Source organism: Candidatus Dormiibacterota bacterium, assembly GCA_036495095.1.
In the GTDB taxonomy this organism is placed as follows: domain Bacteria; phylum Chloroflexota; class Dormibacteria; order Aeolococcales; family Aeolococcaceae; genus CF-96.
Genome location: DASXNK010000188.1, coordinates 1 through 20,147 on the forward strand (window position 1 = coordinate 1; position 20,147 = coordinate 20,147).

16 protein-coding genes and 1 pseudogene are annotated in these 20,147 nt (G+C 73.6%); 7 read left to right on the forward strand and 10 right to left on the reverse strand.

Annotated elements, in window-relative coordinates:
* Positions 1-516: hypothetical protein (locus VGL20_18495; protein HEY2705675.1), on the forward strand; the 516-nt coding region annotated here is incomplete at its 5' end.
* A gap of 66 nt (positions 517-582) precedes the next feature.
* Positions 583-1,410 (forward strand): methyltransferase domain-containing protein, encoded by an 828-nt coding sequence (locus VGL20_18500; GenBank protein HEY2705676.1) that lies wholly within the window; start codon positions 583-585, stop codon positions 1,408-1,410.
* A gap of 21 nt (positions 1,411-1,431) precedes the next feature.
* On the opposite strand, the gene VGL20_18505 is transcribed toward VGL20_18500, so the two are convergent.
* The 7 genes from VGL20_18505 to VGL20_18535 all read right to left on the reverse strand — a co-directional run bounded on the left by VGL20_18505 (position 1,432) and on the right by VGL20_18535 (position 9,453).
* Entirely contained in the window at positions 1,432-2,643 is a 1,212-nt protein-coding gene (locus VGL20_18505) for an FAD-dependent oxidoreductase (GenBank protein HEY2705677.1), read from the reverse strand.
* Positions 2,643-3,386 (reverse strand): hypothetical protein, encoded by a 744-nt coding sequence (locus VGL20_18510; GenBank protein HEY2705678.1) that lies wholly within the window; start codon positions 3,384-3,386, stop codon positions 2,643-2,645. The genes VGL20_18505 and VGL20_18510 overlap by 1 nt, the downstream gene beginning before the upstream one ends.
* Complete coding sequence (locus VGL20_18515) at positions 3,383-6,196, reverse strand: 2Fe-2S iron-sulfur cluster-binding protein (GenBank protein HEY2705679.1); 2,814 nt, start codon at positions 6,194-6,196, stop codon at positions 3,383-3,385. Before VGL20_18515 ends, VGL20_18510 begins: the two co-directional genes overlap by 4 nt.
* Positions 6,197-6,198: 2 nt before the next feature.
* On the reverse strand, positions 6,199-6,465 hold the full coding sequence (locus VGL20_18520; protein HEY2705680.1) for a sarcosine oxidase subunit delta: 267 nt from the start codon (positions 6,463-6,465) through the stop codon (positions 6,199-6,201).
* Positions 6,462-7,781, reverse strand: coding sequence for an FMN-binding glutamate synthase family protein (locus VGL20_18525; protein ID HEY2705681.1), 1,320 nt, complete (start codon positions 7,779-7,781; stop codon positions 6,462-6,464). Before VGL20_18525 ends, VGL20_18520 begins: the two co-directional genes overlap by 4 nt.
* Positions 7,782-7,846: 65 nt before the next feature.
* Complete coding sequence (locus VGL20_18530; protein ID HEY2705682.1) at positions 7,847-8,560, reverse strand: glutamate synthase; 714 nt, start codon at positions 8,558-8,560, stop codon at positions 7,847-7,849.
* The gene (locus tag VGL20_18535; GenBank protein HEY2705683.1) at positions 8,548-9,453 is read right to left on the reverse strand and encodes an amidophosphoribosyltransferase; all 906 of its coding nucleotides are present in this window, start codon (positions 9,451-9,453) and stop codon (positions 8,548-8,550) included. Before VGL20_18535 ends, VGL20_18530 begins: the two co-directional genes overlap by 13 nt.
* Positions 9,454-9,704: 251 nt before the next feature.
* Between VGL20_18535 and VGL20_18540 the strand changes: the two genes are divergently transcribed.
* The 3 genes from VGL20_18540 to VGL20_18550 are packed head-to-tail and all read left to right on the forward strand — an operon-like array spanning position 9,705 to position 13,666.
* Positions 9,705-11,588, forward strand: coding sequence for a GAF domain-containing protein (locus VGL20_18540; protein ID HEY2705684.1), 1,884 nt, complete (start codon positions 9,705-9,707; stop codon positions 11,586-11,588).
* Positions 11,581-12,948: a type III glutamate--ammonia ligase gene (gene glnT / locus VGL20_18545; GenBank protein HEY2705685.1), complete on the forward strand. Its 1,368-nt coding sequence runs from the start codon at positions 11,581-11,583 to the stop codon at positions 12,946-12,948. Before VGL20_18540 ends, glnT begins: the two co-directional genes overlap by 8 nt.
* 40 nt (positions 12,949-12,988) lie before the next feature.
* The gene (locus VGL20_18550) at positions 12,989-13,666 is read left to right on the forward strand and encodes a hypothetical protein (protein HEY2705686.1); all 678 of its coding nucleotides are present in this window, start codon (positions 12,989-12,991) and stop codon (positions 13,664-13,666) included.
* A gap of 7 nt (positions 13,667-13,673) precedes the next feature.
* On the opposite strand, the gene VGL20_18555 is transcribed toward VGL20_18550, so the two are convergent.
* The gene (locus VGL20_18555; GenBank protein HEY2705687.1) at positions 13,674-14,111 is read right to left on the reverse strand and encodes a universal stress protein; all 438 of its coding nucleotides are present in this window, start codon (positions 14,109-14,111) and stop codon (positions 13,674-13,676) included.
* Complete coding sequence (locus tag VGL20_18560) at positions 14,095-15,684, reverse strand: APC family permease (protein ID HEY2705688.1); 1,590 nt, start codon at positions 15,682-15,684, stop codon at positions 14,095-14,097. Before VGL20_18560 ends, VGL20_18555 begins: the two co-directional genes overlap by 17 nt.
* Positions 15,685-15,913: 229 nt before the next feature.
* On the opposite strand from VGL20_18560, the gene glgB reads away from it, so the two are divergent.
* Both glgB and VGL20_18570 read left to right on the forward strand, forming a co-directional pair.
* Positions 15,914-17,845, forward strand: a complete 1,932-nt coding sequence (glgB, locus tag VGL20_18565; GenBank protein HEY2705689.1) for a 1,4-alpha-glucan branching protein GlgB — start codon at positions 15,914-15,916, stop codon at positions 17,843-17,845.
* Positions 17,846-17,945: 100 nt separating this feature from the next.
* On the forward strand, positions 17,946-19,094 hold the full coding sequence (locus VGL20_18570; GenBank protein HEY2705690.1) for a CpaF family protein: 1,149 nt from the start codon (positions 17,946-17,948) through the stop codon (positions 19,092-19,094).
* A gap of 27 nt (positions 19,095-19,121) precedes the next feature.
* Here VGL20_18570 and VGL20_18575 read toward each other — a convergent pair.
* Positions 19,122-20,147, reverse strand: a pseudogene (locus VGL20_18575) (GGDEF domain-containing phosphodiesterase).

Sequence of the window (20,147 nt, forward strand, 5' to 3'; positions counted from 1 at the left end):
ACCCCACAGTCGCTCACGGACTTCGCCACCACCCAGTACTACGAGGGTGGCAACCTGCTGTACATGTTCAAGTGGAAGGGATTCACCCTCATCCATCACGGCTCCGCGGGCTCACTCGATCCGCTCGAGCCGGGGATGTCCGACGTCAAGGCCTCGCTGCGCAAGCTCAGTGACGGCAAGAAGCCGGATGTCGAGATCGGCGGCATCGCCGAGCTGCAGAACTACATGAACGGGATGATCGACGAGCGCCGCTACGCGGAGGAGATCGGCGCCAAGGTGTTCTTCCCGCAGCACCACGGCAACTGGAACCCGCCGGTGACCAGCAACGCGACGTTCTACTACCAGCCCTGGCTGCAGGAGATGTCGAAGATCGACCCGGCGCGGCGTCCGCAGCTGTGCTTCGTGGTCGAGGCCACCCGGGCCACGGCATTCAGCTTCAACCCCGCCGAGTGGAACGGCAGCGCCGTCGGCAGCATCACCCCGCTGCTCGGACCCGGCTGCTACACCGGCAGCTGACGACCGTCGGAGATCACCGGAGGGGCCACCGCTGGTGGCCCCTCCCGTCTCCCCATCGAGGGTTCCGTGATCACCGCTCCCGAACCGACCCGGCTCGGTGACATCACCCGCTTCGGCAGCGTCGACCGCGCCGACGACCCCGCCTTCTTCGTCGAGCTGGTCGACGGCCTCAACCGCCTCGACAGCGTCGTGGACTGCAAGCGGCGGATGCTCGACTGCCTCGACCTCGGCCCCGGCGAGCACGCCCTCGACGTCGGCTGCGGCACCGGCCCCGACGTCCGCGCCATGGCCGCGCGGGTCGCCCCCGGCGGCACCGCACTCGGCATCGACGTGAGCGAGGTCATGCTCGCCGAGGCGCGGCGCCGGTCGGAGGGCTGCGGGCTGCCGGTCGAGTTCCGGCGCGGCGACGTGCACCGGCTCGACCTCCCCGACGCGAGCGTCGACGCCTGCCGCGCCGAGCGGGTGCTGCTCCACGTCGAGGACCACGCCCGCGCCGTCTCCGAGATGGCCAGGGTGCTCCGCCCCGGCGGCCGCCTCGCCGTCTACGACTTCGACCTCGACGCCTGGATCCTCGCCGGCGCCGACCCCGCCGTCTCCCGCCGGGTGCTCGAGCTCTACCTCGAGACCATCCGCCACCCGCATGTCGCCCGGGAGCTGCCCTGGCTCTTCCGCCAGGCCGGGCTCGTCGACGTGCGCGTGATCGCCCAGGCGCTGGTCGCCGGATGTGACTTCGTCGCCACCGCGCTGATGGGCACGGTCACCGCCGGGGTCGGCGCGGGCCGGCTGGCGGCGGACGAGGTCGAACGCTGGCTGGGCGACCTCCGCACCGCCGAGGCCGACGGCCATTTCGTCTGCGCCATCAACGGCCTCATCGTCACCGCCCGCAAGCCCTGACCGCCCGGCCGCCGGCCCGGCTCAGTGGGAGACGGCGGCGGCTCCGATCTCCGAGACCAGCCGCATCTCGTCGAACCGCGAGAGCGCGAAGGGCTCGATCAGCGACGGGGTGCGCCCGGTGGCGACCAGCTCCGCCATGCAGACCGCGGAGATCGGCGCCGCCTTGAAGCCGTAGGTGCCCCACCCGCAGTCGACGAGGAAGCCCTCGACCGGGGTGCGCCCCATGATCGGGCTGTAGTCGGGGGTGATGTCGCAGAGCCCGGACCAGGACCTCATCACCGCCGCGTGCGAGAGCGACGGCAGCAGCTCCAGGGTGTGCTGCGCGGTCACCTCGAGGAAGTCGAGGGTCGAGGCCTGGCTCACGGTGGTGTAGGGCTCGATCTCCGACCCGATCAGCACCTCGCCGCGATCGGTCTGGCTGATGTACACGTGCAGCCCCGACGAGACGATGATCACGTGGAGCAGCGGCTTGAGCGGCTCGGTCACGAAGGCCTGCAGGGGATGGGTGACGATGGGGAGCTCGACCCCCGCCATCGCCGCCACCTCGCTCGACCAACCGCTGGCGCAGGCGAGCACCACCGGCGCCGAGATGTCCCCGGCGGTGGTGCGCACCCCGCTGACCCGGTCGCCGTCGCGGAGGATGCCGGTCACCTCGGTGCGGGGATGGATCTCCACCCCGAGGCGGTCGGCGGCGCGCGCATAGCCCCAGACCACCGCGTCGTGGCGCACCACGGCGCCGGGCGGATGGTAGAGCGCCGCCATGATCGGGAACGTGGGGCGGTCGGAGAGGTCGAGCTCGGGGCACAGCTCGGCGATGTCGTCGGGGCCGATCACCCGGCTGTCGACGCCGAGCAGCCGGTTCACCTCGGCGCGCTCGGTCATGGTGAGCATGGCACGCTCGCTGTGCGCCAGGGTCATGTGCCCCTGCTGCGAGTAGAGCAGGTTGTAGTCGAGCTCCTGGGCGAGCCGCTGGTAGAGGCGGACGCTCTCGCGGTAGAACTCGACCCCCGCGGTGGTGCGGTAGTTGGCGCGGATGATGGTGGTGTTGCGCCCGCTCGCCCCGCTGCCGATGTAGCTGCGCTCGAGCACGGCGATGTTGCGCACCCCGCGCCTGGCCATCTCGTAGGCGGCGCCGAGCCCGTGGACGCCGCCGCCGATGACGACCACGTCGTAGCTGGAGCGCAGGCTCGGCGTGCGCCACATCCGCCAGGGACGGAAATACCGGCCCAGCATCACCACCACCCCAGCGCGCGCAGCGCCGGCCAGCCCACCGGCCGCCCGCCCTCGGCGCGGACCGAGTCGAGCAGGGTCTCCCAGGCGTAGCGGCCGTACTCCGAGCCCACGTACACCTCGAGCACCCTGCCGGGCAGCTCGCGGCGGACCACGATGGCGTGGATCTCGGCGACGCGAGTGGCGACACAGGTCGCGGGCCCGAGCCGGGCGAGGTCGAGGGCACAGATCCGCGAGAGCGCCGCCAGCGTACGCGGCCCGGCGACCGCGAGCCCGGCGTGCAGGCTGGTGGCGTCGGTGACCATCGCCGAGGTGCCGGCGGCGGCCTCCCCCAGCTGCGCCAGCCGGGGCCGGAGATCGGTGTGCGGGCAGAGTGCCAGCGCCCACCGGCTGCTGATCCGCGCCAGCTGCGCCGCCCCGTCGCCGGCACCGGGCGCGAGCGCCACCACCTCGCCGTGCCGGGCCGCCGGCCCGCCGAGCCCGAGCCGCTCGAGCACCGGCTCGAGGGTGCCGCGGAGGTCGACCTTGCCGCGGGCGGTGATGTCGGCGAGCCCCACCGCCTCGTCGAGGGCACGGCGCTCGTCGGCGTCCGAGGCGTAGCCGGCGGGCACCTCCCAGCCGCCCTCGACCGCGAGCCGCGCCTCCAGCGCCTGGTGCATCCGGTGGATGGGGGAGCGCATCAGCGGCCCGTCGGACGGCAGCTCCTCGGCGACCGGGCGGGTCTCGGCGCGGCGCGGCGCGGTCACGAGCGCAACCTCGCACCCTCGGGGTCATAGAACGGTCGCAGCGCCACCCGCGCCCGGGCCCGGCGCCCGCCGAAGCCGAGCTCGAGGCCACGGCCCTCCTCGGCGGCGGCGGCCGGCACCCAGGCCATGCCGATCGCCGCCCCGGCGGCGGCGCTGTACCGGCTCGAGGTCACCCGGCCCACCGGCCGGTCACCCTCGACCACCGCGGCGCCCTCCGGGGGCACCACCCCGCCGGCCTCGACGACGAAGCCCACCAGCCGCTCACTCGGGCCCCGCTCCCTGAGGGCGAGGAGCATACGGCGGCCGAGGAAGTCGGGCTTGTCCAGCTTCACGATCCACGGCATCGCAGCGCCGTAGGGGTCGGAGAGCGCGTCGGTGTCCTGGCCGACGAGGATGTGCTGCTTCTCCAGGCGGAGGATGCGCTGGGCCTCGACGCCGAAGGGCACGACGCCGAGGTCGGCGCCCGCCTCCATCACCCGGTCCCAGAGGTGCTCCGCGTACGCGCTGGGCGCGTGGATCTCGTAGCCCAGCTCGCCGACGAAGCCGATGCGGAGGATCAGGCTCTCCACCCCCGCCACCGGTCCCCGCGCCGAGCGCAGGTAGGGCAGGCCGGTGGCGGAGACGTCGAGGTCGCAGATCCGCTCCATCAGGGTGCGCGACCGCGGCCCGGCCACGTTGATCGCCGCGAAGGCCGCGGAGGCGTTGAGGACCTGGACGTCGAAGTCCCAGTCGGCCAGCCACCACTGGATCCACTGCTGGATCGCCTCGGTGCCGCCGCTGGTGGTGGTGACGAAGAACTCGTCCTCGGCGAGCCGGCAGACGGTGCCGTCGTCGAGGATGACGCCGTCGTCCTTGAGCATCACCCCGTAGCGGATCTGGCCGAGCCTCATGTCGGCGAACCGGTTGGGATAGAGGCGCTCGAGCAGCTCGGCCGCCTGGGGGCCGCGCACCCGGAGCTTGCCCAGGGTGCTGACGTCGATCACCGCGACGCCGCCGTGCACCGCGGCGCACTCGTCCCGGGGGGCGGCGTAGTGGTGGGGGCGGCGCCATTCACCGGCCCACATGAACTCGGCGCCGGCGTCGGCATGGCGGTCGTGCAGCGCGGTCTCCCTGCGTGGGTGGGGGCGCCCCGCGGCGAGGACGGCGAGCGGTACCGGCGACCACGGCGGCCGTGCCGTCGGCGTGCCCGTCCGGGCCTCGCTGCGGCCGGTCATCAGCGCGCAGAGGCGGATCGAGCTCCACATGCAGGCCTTGCTCTGGCAGGGGCCCATCGAGAGCGTGGTGTAGCGCTTCAGCAGCTCGATCGAGTCGAAGCCCTCGGCGATCGCCTGGCGCATCTCCTTGTCGGTGACATCCATGCAGAGGCAGGCGAACTGCTTGCCCGCGCCCTCGCCGAGCGGGGGCGGCGGCGGTGCGCAGCCCGGCGTCCCGGCGGCGGCCGCCTCCAGCGCGTCGCGGCGGCCACCCCCGGCGGCGCCGTGGCCGGCGGCGGCGAGCCCGGCGAGCCGGCCCTGCGCCACCGCCGCCTCGAGGGTGCGGAGCCCGGTGATGTCGCCGGCCTGGTGCATCCCCACGGGCAGCTCGGCGGCGAGGAACCAGCCGGCGGCCGCGTCGTGGCGCAGCCGCGCGCCGGCCTGGGCGAGCAGGCTGGTGGAGGGCATCCGGAACCCCGCGACCACCAGCAGGTCGCAGGCGAGCCGCTCGGTGCGGGCGCCGCCGCCGCTGCCCACCTCGACGCCCTCGACCCGGCCGCGTCCCCACGCCCGCAGGATCGAGGCGCCGGCGACCAGCCCGGCCCCGGCGGCGCGCACCGCGTCGACCTCGGGTCCGGCGACGAGGGCGCGGCCGTCGACCACGGTCACCGCGGCGCCCGTCTCCAGCAGCGCCGCCGCGGCCGCGTAGCCGCGCGCGTCGGTGGTCCAGACCACGGCGCGGCGGCCGGGGCACACCCGGTGGCGGAGCAGCCTGCCCACCGCGCCAGAGAGGATCACTCCGGGCAGGTCGTTCTCGGGGAAGACCGCGGGCTGCTCGATCGCGCCGGTGGCGAACACCGTCTGCGCCGGCCGGATGCTCAGCAGCCGGCCGGGCCCCGCGGCGGCGACCAGCGGGCCGTCGAACACCCCGAAGACCGCGGTGGAGGTGAGGATCTCGGCGCGCGCTGCCACCGCCTCGCGGGCCAGATCCCCGAGCTCGGCCCGGCCGCCGGGGAGCCCGTCGCCGAGGTCGTGGGCCTGCTCCAGCAGCAGGGTGCGCGCCCCCGCGCGGGCGGCCTCGGCGGCGGCGGCGAGCCCCGCCGGGCCACCCCCGACCACCAGCACCTCGGGATGGAGGTGCACCTTCTCGGCGCGGACGGGGGCGGCGGAGGGGGGCTGCCCCAGCCCCGCGACCCGGCGCACCACCGGCTCGACGAGCGGCCAGAGGAAGCGGGGGCGCTGGCCGACCTTGTAGTAGAAGCCGGCCGGCATCGCGAACGAGACCCGGTCGAACACCGCCCCCAGGTCGCGGTCGACCGACGGCCAGGCGTTCTGGCGGCGCACCCGCATCCCGGCGCGCAGCGGCTCGGTGCAGGCGCGCCGGTTGGGCACGCCGTCCACGGTGACGAGGCAGTTGGCGCAGGCCCCGGCGGCGCACATCAGTCCGCGCGGCCGGTGGTACTTGAAGGAGCGGCCGGTGACGGTGACCCCGGCGGCGGCCATCGCCGAGCCGACGGTGTCGCCGCCGAGGCCCTCGAGCTGCCGGCCGTCGAGGGTGAAGGGCAGGGTGCGGCCGCGGTCGATGCGCTCGCCGGGCGCCGGGGGCAGGCGGTGCATCGTCACGTGGCGCTCCGCTCGCCGGGCCGCACCGCCGACGCGACCGCGTTGGTGCGGGTGTCGCGGGTGGCCACCAGCCAGTCGCGGCAGCCGTCGCGATGGAACCACCACTCCTGCTGCACCCCCGAGGCGTTGCGGCGCATGAACAGGTATCGGGTGAGCGCCGCCACCGGCTCGTCGGGGCCGGGCCGGCGGCCGGTCTCGCCGCCGAAGCTGAACTCGGTCACCTCGCGGGGCCCGCAGTCGGGACACGGGATGAGGAAGCTCATCGGCCGCCGAGCAGCGCGGCGACGCGGGTCGCGATGGCCTCGGGGGTGAGCACGACGTCGGTTCCGGCGAGCGGGATGCCGGTGATCATCGAGGCCTCCATGGTGAGCGCGCGCATGTCCTCGGGCTCGAGGTCGTGCACCTCGGCCTTGCCGCAGGCGCGGGCCATCATCTGCAGCTCCATCACCATCGACTGGACGAAGTTGACGACCCCGTCGGCCGCCTCGTCGAGGTCGAGCCGGGCCTCCAGCTCCGGGTCCTGGGTGGTGATGCCGACCGGGCAGCGGCCGGTGTGCATGTGGAAGCAGTGGCCGGGCTCGACGTTGAGGCGGTGGTAGTCGTCGACGTACTTCGGCGAGTTGCAGCCCATCGCGAGCAGCGCGGCGGTGCCGATCGACACCGCATCGGCGCCCAGTGCCAGCGCCTTGGCTGCGTCGACGCCGTTGCGGATGCCGCCGGACACCACCAGCTGCACCTCGCCCAGCGCGCGCACCTCCGCGAGGGCGCGCACCGCCTCGCACAGGCCGCTGATCGTGGGGATGCCGGTGTGGTCGAGGAGCACCTCCGGCGAGGCGCCGGTGGCGCCCTCCATGCCGTCGAGCACGATGACGTCCGCGCCCGCCTTCACCGCCAGCTTGACGTCGTCGGAGACCCGGCTGGCACCGATCTTCACGTAGACCGGCTTCTCCCAATCGGTGGCCTCGCGCAGCTCCTCGATCTTGATCTGGAGGTCGTCGGGACCGATGAAGTCGGGGTGCCGCGCTGGGCTGCGCTGGTCGACGCCCGCGGGCAGGGCGCGCTGCTCGGCGATCACCGCCGAGACCTTCGACTCGAGCAGCAGGCCGCCGGTGCCCGGCTTCGCCCCCTGGCCGATCACCACCTCGATCGCGTCCGCCCTCTTCAGGTGGGCGGGGTCGAAGCCGTAGCGGCTGGGCAGCACCTGGTAGACGAGCAACCGCGAGGCGCGGCGCTCGTCGAGGAGCATGCCGCCGTCGCCGGTGGTGGTCGAGATGCCGAGCCGGGTCGCCGCCGTCCCCAGGGCCACCTTGGCGGTCTTCGACAGGGCGCCGTACGACATCCCGGCGATCGTGATCGGCACCGCGAGCTCGACCGGCCGGCTCGCCACCCGGGTGCCGAGCAGGGTGCGGGTCTCGCAGCGCTCGCGGTAGCCCTCGAGCGGCATCCGCGAGAGCCCGCAGGGCACGAAGGTGAGGTCGTCGAAGCTGGGCACCCTCCGCTGGGTGGAGAACCCCTGCATCCGGTAGCGGCCCAGGTGCGCCTTGAGGTGGATGTCCTGGATCACCTCCGGCGACCAGATGCTCGACCGCCGCGCCGGAGCGGGCGGCACCGGCGGGCCGCCCCCGTTCGAGGAACTGGCGGAGCTCACAGCGCCGACCTCCACAGCTCGGGCTCGCGGGCCGAGAAGTTCCACAGCCGGCGCCCGCTCTCGATCCGCCGGAACCCGAGCGAGCCGGCATCGATGCCATAGGGCTCGAGGCTGCGGCGCAGGGTGACGCCGTCGGCCTCGGTGAGCTCGTGCTCATCGGCGTCGGCGCCCAGCGAGGCCACCCGCCCGGCAACGTAGATGACGCCCTCGTACAGCGAGTCGCCGAGCCCGTCGGCGGCGTCGCCGCAGACGATCATCGTGCCCCGCTGCATCATGAACCCGGACATGTAGCCGACGTCGCCGCCGACGATCAGGGTGCCGCCCTTCATCGCGATCCCGGCGCGGGCGCCGGTGTCGCCGCGCACGAACACCTGGCCGCCGCGGATCGAGGCAGCGGTTCCCGACCCGGCATTCCCCTGGACGTCGATCCGGCCCTCGGTCATGCACTCGCCCAGGCCCCAGCCGCAGTTGCCCTCGACGACGATGTGGGGCCCCTGGTTCATCCCCGCCGCGTACCAGCCCACCGAGCCGGTGAAGCGCACCGTGGTGGTGGCCTCGAGCGCCACCGCGAGGGCGTGCCGCGCGGCCGGGTTCTCGACGACGATCTCCGGGGCACCGGAGGCGGCGTGGCGGCGGATGGCACGGTTGACCTCGCGGGTGGCCAGCCCGGCGCAGTCGACGACCGCGGCCGTGGTGTCTACCGCTGCCACCAGCGCACCTCCTTCGCCTGCAGCTCACGGGGCACCAGGCTGGGATCGGGGAAGACCCTGCGCATGGCGATCTCCTCGGAGGCGAGCAGCACCATCTCGTCGTTCTCGGCGTAGAGGAGCGGCTTGGTGGCGAACTGGTCGCGGGCGACCCCGACGGCGGTGTCGGTGGCGATCAGGTAGGCGAAGGTGCCGTCGAGGTCGCTCACCGACGCGCGCAGCGCGTCGGCCAGCGGCTCGCCCGCCGCCAGCCGGTCGGCGATGTACACGGCGATCACCTCGGAGTCGTTGCCGGTCGCGAAGTGGTGGCCGCGCAGCTCCAGCCGGCGGCGGAGCCGGTGGTAGTTGGTGATCGTCCCGTTGTGCACCACGGCGACGTCGGGGAACGGCCGCGCCCAGAACGGGTGGGAGTGGGCGATGTCGACGCGGCTCTCGGTGGCCATCCGGGTGTGGCCGATGCCGTGGGTGCCGACGTGGTCGTGCAGCGAGTGGGTGCGGTCGAGCTCGTCGGCCCAGCCGGTGTCCTTGACCACCTCCATCGAGCGGCCGATGGAGAAGACCCGCACCCCGCCGACCCGGGCCTCGAGGTGGTCGGCGAGGCGGCCCTCGTCGACCGCGGTGACCGCCAGCCGCAGGCTGCGGCCGGTGCGCCGGTGCTCGCGGACCGCGGTCAGGTCGCCGCAGGCGGCGACCACCGCCGCGGCGGCCGCCTCCCGGTCGGCACGGTCGAGGTCGACCCGCACCACCAGGGCACCCTCGGCGGCCACGCCGTAGAGGGCCATGCCGGTGGAGTCGGGGCCGCGGCGGCCGAGCTCCTGGCACATCTCCGCCAGGATGCCGCCCACCGCCCCGCGCCGTTCCGGGTCCTTGTAGAGCAAGCCGACGATGCCACACACGTTTCTCTCACCCAATGCGGGGCCGGCAGCCCCAGGCCGCACCCAGCATGCTGGGCGGTGGTGGCCATATGCACCGTACCGAGGCTCCGCAGTTCTCGCACGGGAGGTGTCGAGAGTGTCCATGTCGCGGAGCCCATGCCGCGATTGACCGGATGGCGATCGGATGTGTACAGATCGCACATGGTGTGGCGTGCGATTACTGTCACCCGCCCACTTGTGGCGCGAGGGTGGCACACCGTCTGATTGGTCGCATGGCGACGATGGGCCACATCACCGGCACGGGTGCCGCGGAGAGCCGGCTGGCGCGGCTGCGCGGGGTGGACGACGAGCGCGCCTACCTCTACCAGATCGTCGAGACGATCAGCTGCGGCCCCGACCTGGAGGCGATCCTCCGCGGCACCGTCCGGCTGGTCTGCGAGGCGGTCGCCTGCCATGGGTGCTTCATCTACTTCGTCCAGGAGGGCCGGCTCGTCCTCCGCGCCGCGCCGCCCCGGTACCGCCACCGCGAGGGAAAGGTGAGCCTGGCCATGGGCGAGGGCCTCACCGGGTGGGCGGCGAAGACCCGCCGCTCCGCCTTCATCCGCGAGAACGCGCTCGACGATCCCCGGGTGGTGCACGTCCCCGAGCTCGAGGAGGAGCTCTTCCAGTCGCTGGTCTCGGTGCCGATCCTCTCCCGCGCCGGCGACGTGATCGGCGTCATCACCCTCCACGCACAGGCGCCGTACGAGTTCAGCCGCAAGGACCGAGATTTCATCGAGAGCACCGCCACCCTGGTCGCGGGCGCGGTCGAGAACGCCCGGCTCTACGAGGAGGCGACCGCCCGGGTGGGGCTGCTCACCGAGCTGTCGACGCTGTCGCAGCGGATCGGCTCGGCGCAGAGCGTCGCCGAGCTGCTCACCGTCGTGGTGCGCGGCTGCCGCGAGCTGGTCGGCGCCGAGCGCTGCGAGATCCACCTCCTCGACGCCGAGCGGCTGGTGCTGCGCGCCGCCAGCCCCCAGCGCTACGCCCGCCCGGTGGTCGATACCCGCGGGCTCTGGCTCGACGTGCTCAGGGGTGGCCGCACCCTCGGCCCCGAGGAGACCAGCGCCCTGCCGGTGATCCTCTGGGGCCCGCAGGCGTCGGGCACCCCCCTCTTCGTCCCCCTCAGCGTCGGCGACAGCCGGGTGGGGCTGCTCTGCGTGCTCGCCCGCCACCTCAGCGACGACGCCCGCAGCGTGCTCACCTCGATCGCCTCGCACACCGCGGTGGCGGTGCGGCAGCACCAGTTCATCGAGTCGCTGAAGGAGAAGAACCTCGTCAAGGAGTTCTTCGAGATCCTGTCGCGCGACCACGTCCACGGCGAGGAGCTCGCCGCCCAGGCGGAGCGGCTGCGCTGCAACCTCGACACCCCGCACGTGGTGCTGCACGCGTTGCCCTGGGAGACGGCCCTCCCGGCGCGGCGGCGCGGCGGCCGGCGCGCCGAGGGGGCACCCGCCGAGACCCGCGACTGGGGCGAGCTGGCCGGCCGGGTCGAGACCGCGCTCGCCACCGAGCTGCCGGGCGCGATCTTCGACCGCTGGGAGACCTCGCTCCGCGGGCTGCTCCGGGTGCCACCCGGCGGCGGCGAGGCGATCGTGGAGCTGGTCCGCCGGGTGTACGGCGAGGGCCGCACCGCCGCCGCCGGGCTGGTCTCGGTGGGGCTGTCGAACGCCTGCCGCGGCCGCGACAGCTATCCCCACGGCTTCGAGGAGGCGGCGGCGGCGGCCACCGTCGGGCCGCTGATCGCCGGCAGCCCGCGGGTCTTCACCTACGAGGAGCTGGGCCCCTACCGCTACGTCCTCGGCTCCGACCCGGGGGTCCGCGACCAGTACCAGGACCGGCTCGAGCGCCTCGTCGAGTACGACCGGCGGCGGGGCACCGAACTCCTCGACACCCTGGAGCGCTACCTCGACAAGCGCGGGAACATCGTCGGCACCGCACGGGTGCTCTACCTGCACTCGAACACGCTCCGGCAGCGCCTCACCCGGATCGAGCGGCTGGCCGAGCTCGACCTCGCCGGCGAGGACTGGCTCTCGCTGGCCATCGCCATCCGGGTGGTGAAGCTCCGGATGCTGCGTCAATCGGCTCACGACGATCGGAGGGCGGACGATGGCTGACCGGCCGGAATCGCTGGCGGAGGTGCGCCCCCTGCTCGAGAGGCTGGGCGTCGAGTTCCTCTTCGCGCAGTTCGTCGACTTGACCGCGAAGCCGTCCGCCAAGCTGATCCCCGCCAGCCACGTCGACGACCTCTTCGCCGAGGGCGCCGGCTTCGCCGGCTACGCCGCCGGTGACATCGGGCAGTCGCCCGCCCACCCCGACCTGATGGCGGTCCCCGACCCGCGCAGCTTCACCCCGGTGCCCTGGCAGCCCGACCTGGCCCGCTTCGCGTGCGACATGCGCGTCGAGGGTCACGAGTGGCCGTACTGCCCGCGCACCATCCTGCGGCGGGTGGTGGCGCGGGCGCGCGCCCAGGGCCTCGAGTTCAAGGTCGGCTTCGAGCCCGAGTTCATGCTGCTCCGGCGCAACGACGCCGGCGGCCTCGACCTCGCCGATCCCCTCGACGTCCTCGACCGCCCCTGCTACGACATGAGGGGGCTGACCCGCAGCTATGACTTCATCAGCACGCTGTCGCGCTACCAGACTCAGCTGGGGTGGGACAACTACGCCAACGACCACGAGGACGCGAACTGCCAGTTCGAGTCGAACTTCCAGTACGCCGACGCGCTCACCAGCTGCGACCGGCTCATCTTCTTCCGTTACATGGTCCAGACCCTGGCCCAGCAGCAGGGCATGGTGGCCACCTTCATGCCCAAGCCGTTCTCGCGCCTCACCGGCAACGGCTGCCACATGCACATGAGCCTGTGGGACCCGGCGAGCGACACCACCCTCTTCGAGGACCCGGCCGACCCCCGGGGCTTCGGCCTGTCCAGGGTCGCCTACCACTTCCTCGGCGGCCTGCTCGCCCACGCGCCGGCGTACATCGCGGTCACCGCGCCCACGGTGAACTCGTACAAGCGGCTGCGCGTCGGCGCCCCCTCCTCGGGCGCCACCTGGTCGCCGGTCTATGTCACCTATGGCGGGAACAACCGCACCCAGATGATCCGCATCCCCGCGCCGGGGCGCTTCGAGGACCGCACCGTCGACGGCTCCTGCAACCCCTACCTGGCGGCGGCGGTGACCCTCGCCGCCGGCCTCGACGGCATCGAGCGCGGGCTCGACCCGGGGCAGCCGAACCTCGACAACCTCTACGAGGTCCCCGAGGCCGAGCTGCGCCGCCGTGGGATCGACATCCTGCCCGGCAACCTGCTCGACGCCACCCGTGCGCTCGCCGGCGACCAGGTGCTGCGCGAGGCCCTGGGCATGGCGGTGGGCGAGGACTACGTCGACTACTACGTGCGGGTGAAGCAGGCCGAGTGGACCGACTACCACTCCCAGGTCAGCGACTGGGAGGTGAACCGGTACGTGGCGCGCTACTGAGCGGCGCCGCGCCGGGGCCGGCGTCCTCGCCGCCGGCGGGGTGCTGATCGGCGCCGCCTGGCTGGCCGCCCCGCCGTCCGCGCCGCCCATCTACGACGGCCTCGAGGCCCCGGCCGAGCCCTACCGCCACCTCCTCCCCGCCCCCGCCCTCGCCGGCACCCGGCCGCCCTCGCCGGCGCACCAGGCGGTGCCGGTGTCCAGCGGCCCGGGGCTGCGCGCGGCGGTGTCCACCGAGGAGCAGCCGCCGCAGGCGCAGCTGATCGTCGCGCCCGACACCTTCGAGGTGCCGCCCGGTACCACCGCCGTCGACATCACGATCACCCCGGTACCGCCGGCGGTGGCGCCCGACGGTCGCCTCGACGGCAACGTCTACCGGCTGGCGGTGACCGCCCGGGGGACCCCGCTCGCCATCGCGCCGGGACGGCACGCCACCGTGGTGCTGCGCGGCCCCGCCGGGGTGGCCGGGCCACGGCTCGAGCTCCTCGCCGGAGGCCGCTGGTCGGCGCTCGAGACCACCACGCTCAGCCTCACCGCAGCGGACGTCTACGCCGCCAACACCGCGGTGCTCGGCGACGTTGCCCTGGTGGTGACGCCGGCTCCGCCCCCCCGCGCCGGCGGCGCCCCGACCGGGCTGAGATCCGCCGCCGCGGTGGGCGCTGTGGCGGTTCTCGGCCTGGTCGGATTCGGGCTGCTGCGACGCCGCGCCCGCCGCCGCTGAGGCCGCCTCACCGAACCGCGACGGTGTGGAGGGGGATGCGGGTGCGGCGGAGCAGGTCGCGGGGCGGGTCGCCGCGCAGCAGCCGCTGCCAGCGGCCGCAGGGCGGGTCGGCGATGACGATCACGCCGCAGCCGCTGCGCTCCGCCCAGCGCGCGATCGCACGGCCGGCGTCGCGCGCGCTCACCACCCGCATCGCCACCTCGAAGCCGCGCTCGGCGAGGCGGAGCGCCGCGCCGGACACGATCTCCCGCTGCTCGTCGAGCTCGCGGCGGGTGGGGTGGAGCCCGGGGTGGGGCATCCCCAGCGCGGTGCCCCAGATCCGCGCCACTGAGAGCACCAGCACCGCGGGGCGGCGCTCGCCCGCGACCTCGAGCACCCCGTCGACCACCTCCGGGGCGAAGGGCGCGCCGGGGGAGGCGAGCATGATCTCAGCAGTCGGCGCCATGTCCCGCCTCGCTCCTCCCGTCGCCGGTCGGCGTGACGCCGTGCAGGCCCACCAGCGGCTGCGCCACCCCGGCGAGGGTCACCCCGGCCGGCTCCGGAGCCGGCTCTGCGTCCGGTGCCCGGCGTCGGTCACGCATCCGCCGCCACCAGTACAGCGGGAAGTAGGCGCCGACCACCGCGAGGCCGACCAGGTAGGCGAAGCCGCCGCCGGCGACGCACCCCGCGATCGCGCATGCCGGGATGCCCGCGGCCCAGACCACGAAGTACAGCGCGGCGAGACCGAGGGCGAGGTACTTCATCCACTCGGGGAGCCGGTACGGCCGCCGGAGGTCGGGGTGCCAGCGGCGCAGGAAGTAGTAGCCGAGGAGCACCGGGACGAAGGAGCCGACGTAGCCGACGTTGCTGAAGATGTAGATGGTCGCCGGCGCCCCGAAGAAGATCAGGAAGATGTTCAGCACCACGTTGAGGCTCATCGCGGCGTCGGGGACGTTGTGCCGGTTGACGTGGGAGAGGATCCGCGGCGCCTGTCCGTCGAGGGACATCTGGTGGAGCGACCGGGCGCAGCCCATGATCGCGTTGAGGCTGGAGAGCGCGAGGGCGACGATCAGGAGCACGGTGACCACCCTGGCGATCACCGGGACGTCGACCACCCTCCCGGCGAAGCCCGCGAAGAGCGCGAGCGGGTCGGCCTTGACGCCACCGATCCCGACCACCGCGAGCACCGAGAAGGGCAGCACGGTGTAGATGAAGACGCCGTACCCGCCCTCGAGGTTCATCGCGATCGGGGCGTCGCGCGCGGGGTCGCGGCACTCGCCGATGTAGCAGGCGGCCGCCTCCATGGCGATCACGTTCCAGGTGAACAGCGCCGAGAACTGGAGGAAGAGGAAGAGGGCGGTGCCGGTGAGGAACCCGGAGCCGTCGGGCAGCCGCAGCGGGAGGATGTGGCCGGCGCTGATCGACGAGGGGTGGAAGAAGGGCAGCAGCGCCATCAGCGTCAGCGGCACGATGGTGATGACCGCGAGCACGGTGGCGATGCGGGTGCCGAACCGGATGCCCATCAGCGCGGCGCTGAGCAGCAGCACCGCGAGGAACGCGCCCACGGCAAGGGTGAAGACGCTGACCGGGGCGCCCGAGGAGAGCAGCTGGAAGGTGCGGGTGCGGTCGGTGAACCCGAAGAGCACCGGCAGGTAGGCGCCGGTGAGGAGCATGTTGACGGCGACCACAGGAAACCAGCCGAGCCAGTACATCCAGGCGGTCACCCCGTTGATGTGCGGGTACGCGCGGGGCAGCCGCTCCCTGAAGGCGTAGTACGCGTAGGCGGGCGCCCCCCCGGTGCGCTCGGGGAGCATCGCCGCCATCTCCGCCAGGAACATGCAGAGCAGCCAGCCGGTCAGCGACCAGAAGAGGAAGTTCGGCAGCGCCGCCGAGCCCAGGCCGGCGAGCACGGGAGGGGTGACCCCGAGCACCAGGATGGTGCCCGCCAGCCCGACCACGAAGGCGCCCCACCAGTTGGTCTCCTTGGAGAGACCGCCACCCACGTAGCCGTCGACCTCGACGGTGTCGCGTGCCGCCATGCCACTCCCCCCTGGAACGTGGCCCCCATCCCCTCACACGCACGCCAGGGGCCCACCGTACGGGGCGGACGTTCGGCCCGCAATGTGGGATCAGCACACCCTTGAGGCGGATCAGTGTGCGACCGGCACGCTGCGCCGGGGAGGCGTCGCCGATCGGCGGCCTCCCTACCGAGCGGTACAGGTGAGCTACGGTACGGGCTCGCCGGCCGCCCGAAGGGGAGTGTCCGCAATGGGGTCCAGCAGGCGGAGGGGGAGCGCCGCAGCGACCGGGTTCGCGCCGACCCTGGGCGAGCTCGACCTCCACCTCATCGGCGAGGGCCGCCACCGTCACCTCTGGCGCGTGCTGGGGGCCCACCCCCGGGTCCACCAGGGGGTGTCCGGGACCTCGTTCGCGGTGTGGGCTCCCAACGCCCGCTCGGTCCGGGTGGTGGGCGACGTCAACGGCTGGGACGGCCGCGCCCACCCGATGCGGTCGCTCGGCTCGTCGGGGGTCTGGGAGCTGTTCGTGCCCGGCGTCGGCCGCGGAGAGCGCTACAAGTTCGAGATCCTCACCGCCGAGGGGCAGCTCAGCCAGCGCGCCGACCCGCTCGCCTTCGCCACCGAGGAGCCGCCGCGGACGGCGAGCGTGGTGACCCAGTCCCGCCACCGGTGGGGTGACGGCGAATGGATGGGACGGCGCGACACCGGGGACTGGCTCAGCCGTCCCCTCTCCATCTACGAGCTGCACCTGGCGTCGTGGCGCCGGCGACCCGAGGAGGGCGGCCGGCCGCTCACCTACCGCGAGCTCGCCACCGAGCTGCCCGACTACGTCGAGGACATGGGGTTCACCCACGTCGAGCTGATGCCCGTGGCCGAGCATCCCTTCGGCGGCTCGTGGGGCTACCAGGTGACGTCGTACTACGCGCCGACCGCCCGGTTCGGCGCTCCCGACGACCTCCGGGCCCTGATCGACAGCCTCCACCAGCGCGGCATCGGGGTGATCCTCGACTGGGTGCCGGGGCACTTCCCGCGCGACGCGTGGGCGCTGGCCGGCTTCGACGGCAGCGCCCTCTACGAGCACGAGGACCCGCGCAGGGGGGCGCACCAGGAGTGGGGCACGCTCATCTTCAACCACGGGCGGAACGAGGTCCGCAACTTCCTCGTCGGCAATGCCCTCTTCTGGCTGGACGAGTACCACGTCGACGGGCTGCGGGTGGACGGGGTGGCGTCGATGCTCTACCTCGACTACGCACGCACCGAGGGCGAGTGGGTGCCCAACCAGTTCGGCGGCCGCGAGAACCTCGACGCCGTCCACTTCCTCCAGGAGCTGAACGAGGTCACCCACGGGGCGCACCCCGGGGTGCTGATGATCGCCGAGGAGTCGACGGCGTGGCCGGCGGTCTCGCGGCCCACCGACCACGGCGGCCTGGGCTTCGGGTTCAAGTGGAACATGGGGTGGATGCACGACACCCTCGACTACATGTCCCGCGACCCGGTGCACCGGCGGCACCACCACCACGAGCTCACCTTCGGGCTGCTCTACGCGTTCACCGAGAACTTCGTGCTGCCGCTGTCCCACGACGAGGTCACCCACGGCAAGGGCTCGCTGCTGAGCAGGATGCCGGGGGAGCGGTGGGAGAGGGCGGCGAACCTGCGCGCGCTGCTCGCCTGGATGTGGGCCCACCCGGGCAAGCAGCTGCTCTTCATGGGCGGCGAGATCGGCCAGTCCCAGGAGTGGTCCTGCGACCGCAGCGTCGACTGGCACCTCCTCCAGTACCCCGAGCACCGCGGCATCCAGGACCTGGTGCGCGAGCTCAACCGCCGCTACCGCGAGGAGCCCGCGCTCTGGGAGCGCGACTTCGGCCCCGAGGGCTTTCGATGGATCGACATCGAGGACGCCGACTCCAACGTGCTCTCCTTCCTGCGCACCTCGGCGGACGGCGAGCGGATGCTGGCCTGCGTCGCCAACCTCTCGGCGGCGCCACGGCACGGCTACCGGGTCGGCCTGCCCCGCGGCGGCCGGTGGCGGGAGGTGCTGAACACCAACGCCGCCGAGCTCGGCGGCACCGGGCTGGGCAACGCCGGCGAGGTGTGGGCGGCCGACCTCCCCTGGCAGGGGCTCGGCCACTCCGCGGAGCTGGTCCTGCCCCCGCTCGGGGTGCTCTGGCTGGTCCCCGGCTAGCGACCTCGCCGCCCGGCGGGGCACACCTCCGTGACATGCCGCCACGGGAAACTCACCGTCGGGACACGTCACCGGCCGCCGCAGGCCTCACCGTGGGGGTGTGGACATCACACCGCCGATCGCGCTGCCTGCCGCTCCGAGGGCCGCCGCGGGCTCGGATCCGCACCGCGACCACCTCGGTCCGCTGCACCCGCTCATCGAGGACGACCAGGTCACCGAGATCATGGTGGTCGGCTGTGAGCGCATCTTCGTCGAGCGCGCCGGCAGCCTGGTGCTCACCGACCTGCGCTTCCGCGACGAGAACGAGCTCCTCGCCGTCATCGATGTGATCGTCTCCTCGGTGGGCCGGCGGGTCGACGCCGACCAGCCGGTCTGCGACGCCCGGCTCCTCGACGGGTCCCGGGTGGCGGTCAGCATCCCCCCGGTGGCGGTGCACGGGCCGATGCTCACCATCCGGAAGTTCAGCCGCAAGCCGTTCGAGGTCGACGACCTCATCCGCGCCGGCACCCTCAGCGAGGCCACCGCCGCCATCCTCGAGGCCTGCGTCCGGGCGCGCTCGAACATCATCATCAGCGGCGGGACCGGCTCGGGGAAGACGACGCTGCTCAACGTCTGCTCGGGCTTCATCCCCCCCGGCGAGCGGATCGTCACCATCGAGGACAGCGCCGAGCTGCAGCTCCAGCAGCCCCACGTGTGCACCCTGGAGGCGCAGCAGCCCGACCGCGACGGCCGCGGCCGGGTGACCATCCGTGACCTCGTCGTCCACTCGCTGCGGATGCGGCCCGATCGCATCGTCGTCGGCGAGTGCCGCGGCGGCGAGGCCTTCGACATGCTCCAGGCGATGAGCACCGGCCACGACGGGTCGCTCTCGACGCTGCACGCGAACTCGGCGCGCGACTGCATCACCCGGCTCGAGACGCTGGTGCTGATGGCGGGGATGGACCTCCCCCACCGCGCCATCCGGCAGCAGATCAGCTCAGCGGTGGACGTGGTCGTCCAGATCGCGCGCCTCCGCGACGGCACCCGGAAGGTCACCTCGGTCACCGAGCTGTGCGGGATGACGGGCGACGTGGTGACGATGCAGGAGATCTTCACCCTGGAGATGAGGGGTGCGGGGGCGGACGGACGCCTGGTCACCGAGATGCGGCCCACCGGGGTCCGGCCGGCGGTCATGGAGCGCCTCCGCGAGCTCGGGATCCCCGCCCCCCCGGCCCTGGCGACCCTGTTCCCCACCCGCGCCGCGGCATAGCGGCGGCAGCGGGAGGGGCCGGCCGAACAGCCAGCCCTGACCGCAGGTGACCCCGAGACGCACCATGAGCTGCGCCTGCGCCTCGGTCTCGACCCCCTCGGCGACGACCTCGCCTCCGGTGACCCGGGTGAACTCCACGGTGGCGCGGATGGTGGCTGCGGAGGCGTCGCCCCGGGTGCCCACCACCAGCGACCGCGCCACCTTGACGAACTCCGGCCGCGCCACGGTCAGGACCTCGAGGGTCGAATGGCCGTCGCCGACGTCGTCGAGGGCGAAGCGGAAGCCGTGCTCGCGGTAGGAGGCGAGCACGCCGCGCAGGCGGGCCACGTCCGGGATGGGCTCGCGCTCGCTGATCTCCAGCACCACGTCGGCGGGAGAGCGGTTCGCCCAGCGGCAGAGCAGGAGCATCTGGTCGACGTCGTGGACGGGGTCGAGCAGGGCCACGCTGCTGACGTTGACGAAGAGCGCGGTGCCGGCTGCGAGCGACCGGCGGGCGCCGGCGAGCCCGACCCGGCGGCCGAGCCAGTCGAGGTCGCGCAGCAGCCCCAGGGTCTTGGCGGTGGCGAAGAGGTCCTCGACGTCCACGTCGGCGCAGCCCGCCGGCGGGCGGGCCAGGGCCTCGTAGCCGACCAGGGTCCGGTCCCTCAGCCGGACGATCGGCTGATAGACGGCCCGCAGCGCCTGCCGCGCGAGGACACCCCCGAGCACCTCCGCACAGGCCGCCCGGGAGGACGTCCGCCGCGCGCCGTCGCCGTGGCTCGCCCCCTCGACCCGATCGCGCCCCAGGCGCTTGGCCCGGTACAGGGCCTCGTCGGCCCGGCGCGCCACCGCCCCGGCGTGCGCCCCCGCGGTCCCGGCGGCGCAGCCGGCGCTGATGCGGAGCGTCCCGCGCCGGACCGAGGTGGCGTGCATCGCCTGCTGCATGCGCTCGGCCACCCCCACCGCCTCGCCCTCGTCGGTGTCGTGGAGAAGGACGGCGAACTCGTCGCCGCCGAGGGGCGCGAGCACGTCGCCGGAGCGGACCAGCCCGGCGAGCGTGCTCGCGACCGCCCG

Coding starts and splice junctions, on each gene's coding strand:
- VGL20_18505 (HEY2705677.1), bottom strand. CDS start 2,643: ATGCTGGGCCGGTATTTCCGTCCCTGGCGGATGTGGCGCACGCCGAGC.
- VGL20_18515 (HEY2705679.1), bottom strand. CDS start 6,196: ATGCACCGCCTGCCCCCGGCGCCCGGCGAGCGCATCGACCGCGGCCGC.
- VGL20_18520 (HEY2705680.1), bottom strand. CDS start 6,465: ATGAGCTTCCTCATCCCGTGTCCCGACTGCGGGCCCCGCGAGGTGACC.
- VGL20_18540 (HEY2705684.1), top strand. CDS start 9,705: ATGGCGACGATGGGCCACATCACCGGCACGGGTGCCGCGGAGAGCCGG.
- glnT (HEY2705685.1), top strand. CDS start 11,581: ATGGCTGACCGGCCGGAATCGCTGGCGGAGGTGCGCCCCCTGCTCGAG.
- VGL20_18555 (HEY2705687.1), bottom strand. CDS start 14,111: ATGGCGCCGACTGCTGAGATCATGCTCGCCTCCCCCGGCGCGCCCTTC.
- VGL20_18560 (HEY2705688.1), bottom strand. CDS start 15,684: ATGGCGGCACGCGACACCGTCGAGGTCGACGGCTACGTGGGTGGCGGT.
- glgB (HEY2705689.1), top strand. CDS start 15,914: ATGGGGTCCAGCAGGCGGAGGGGGAGCGCCGCAGCGACCGGGTTCGCG.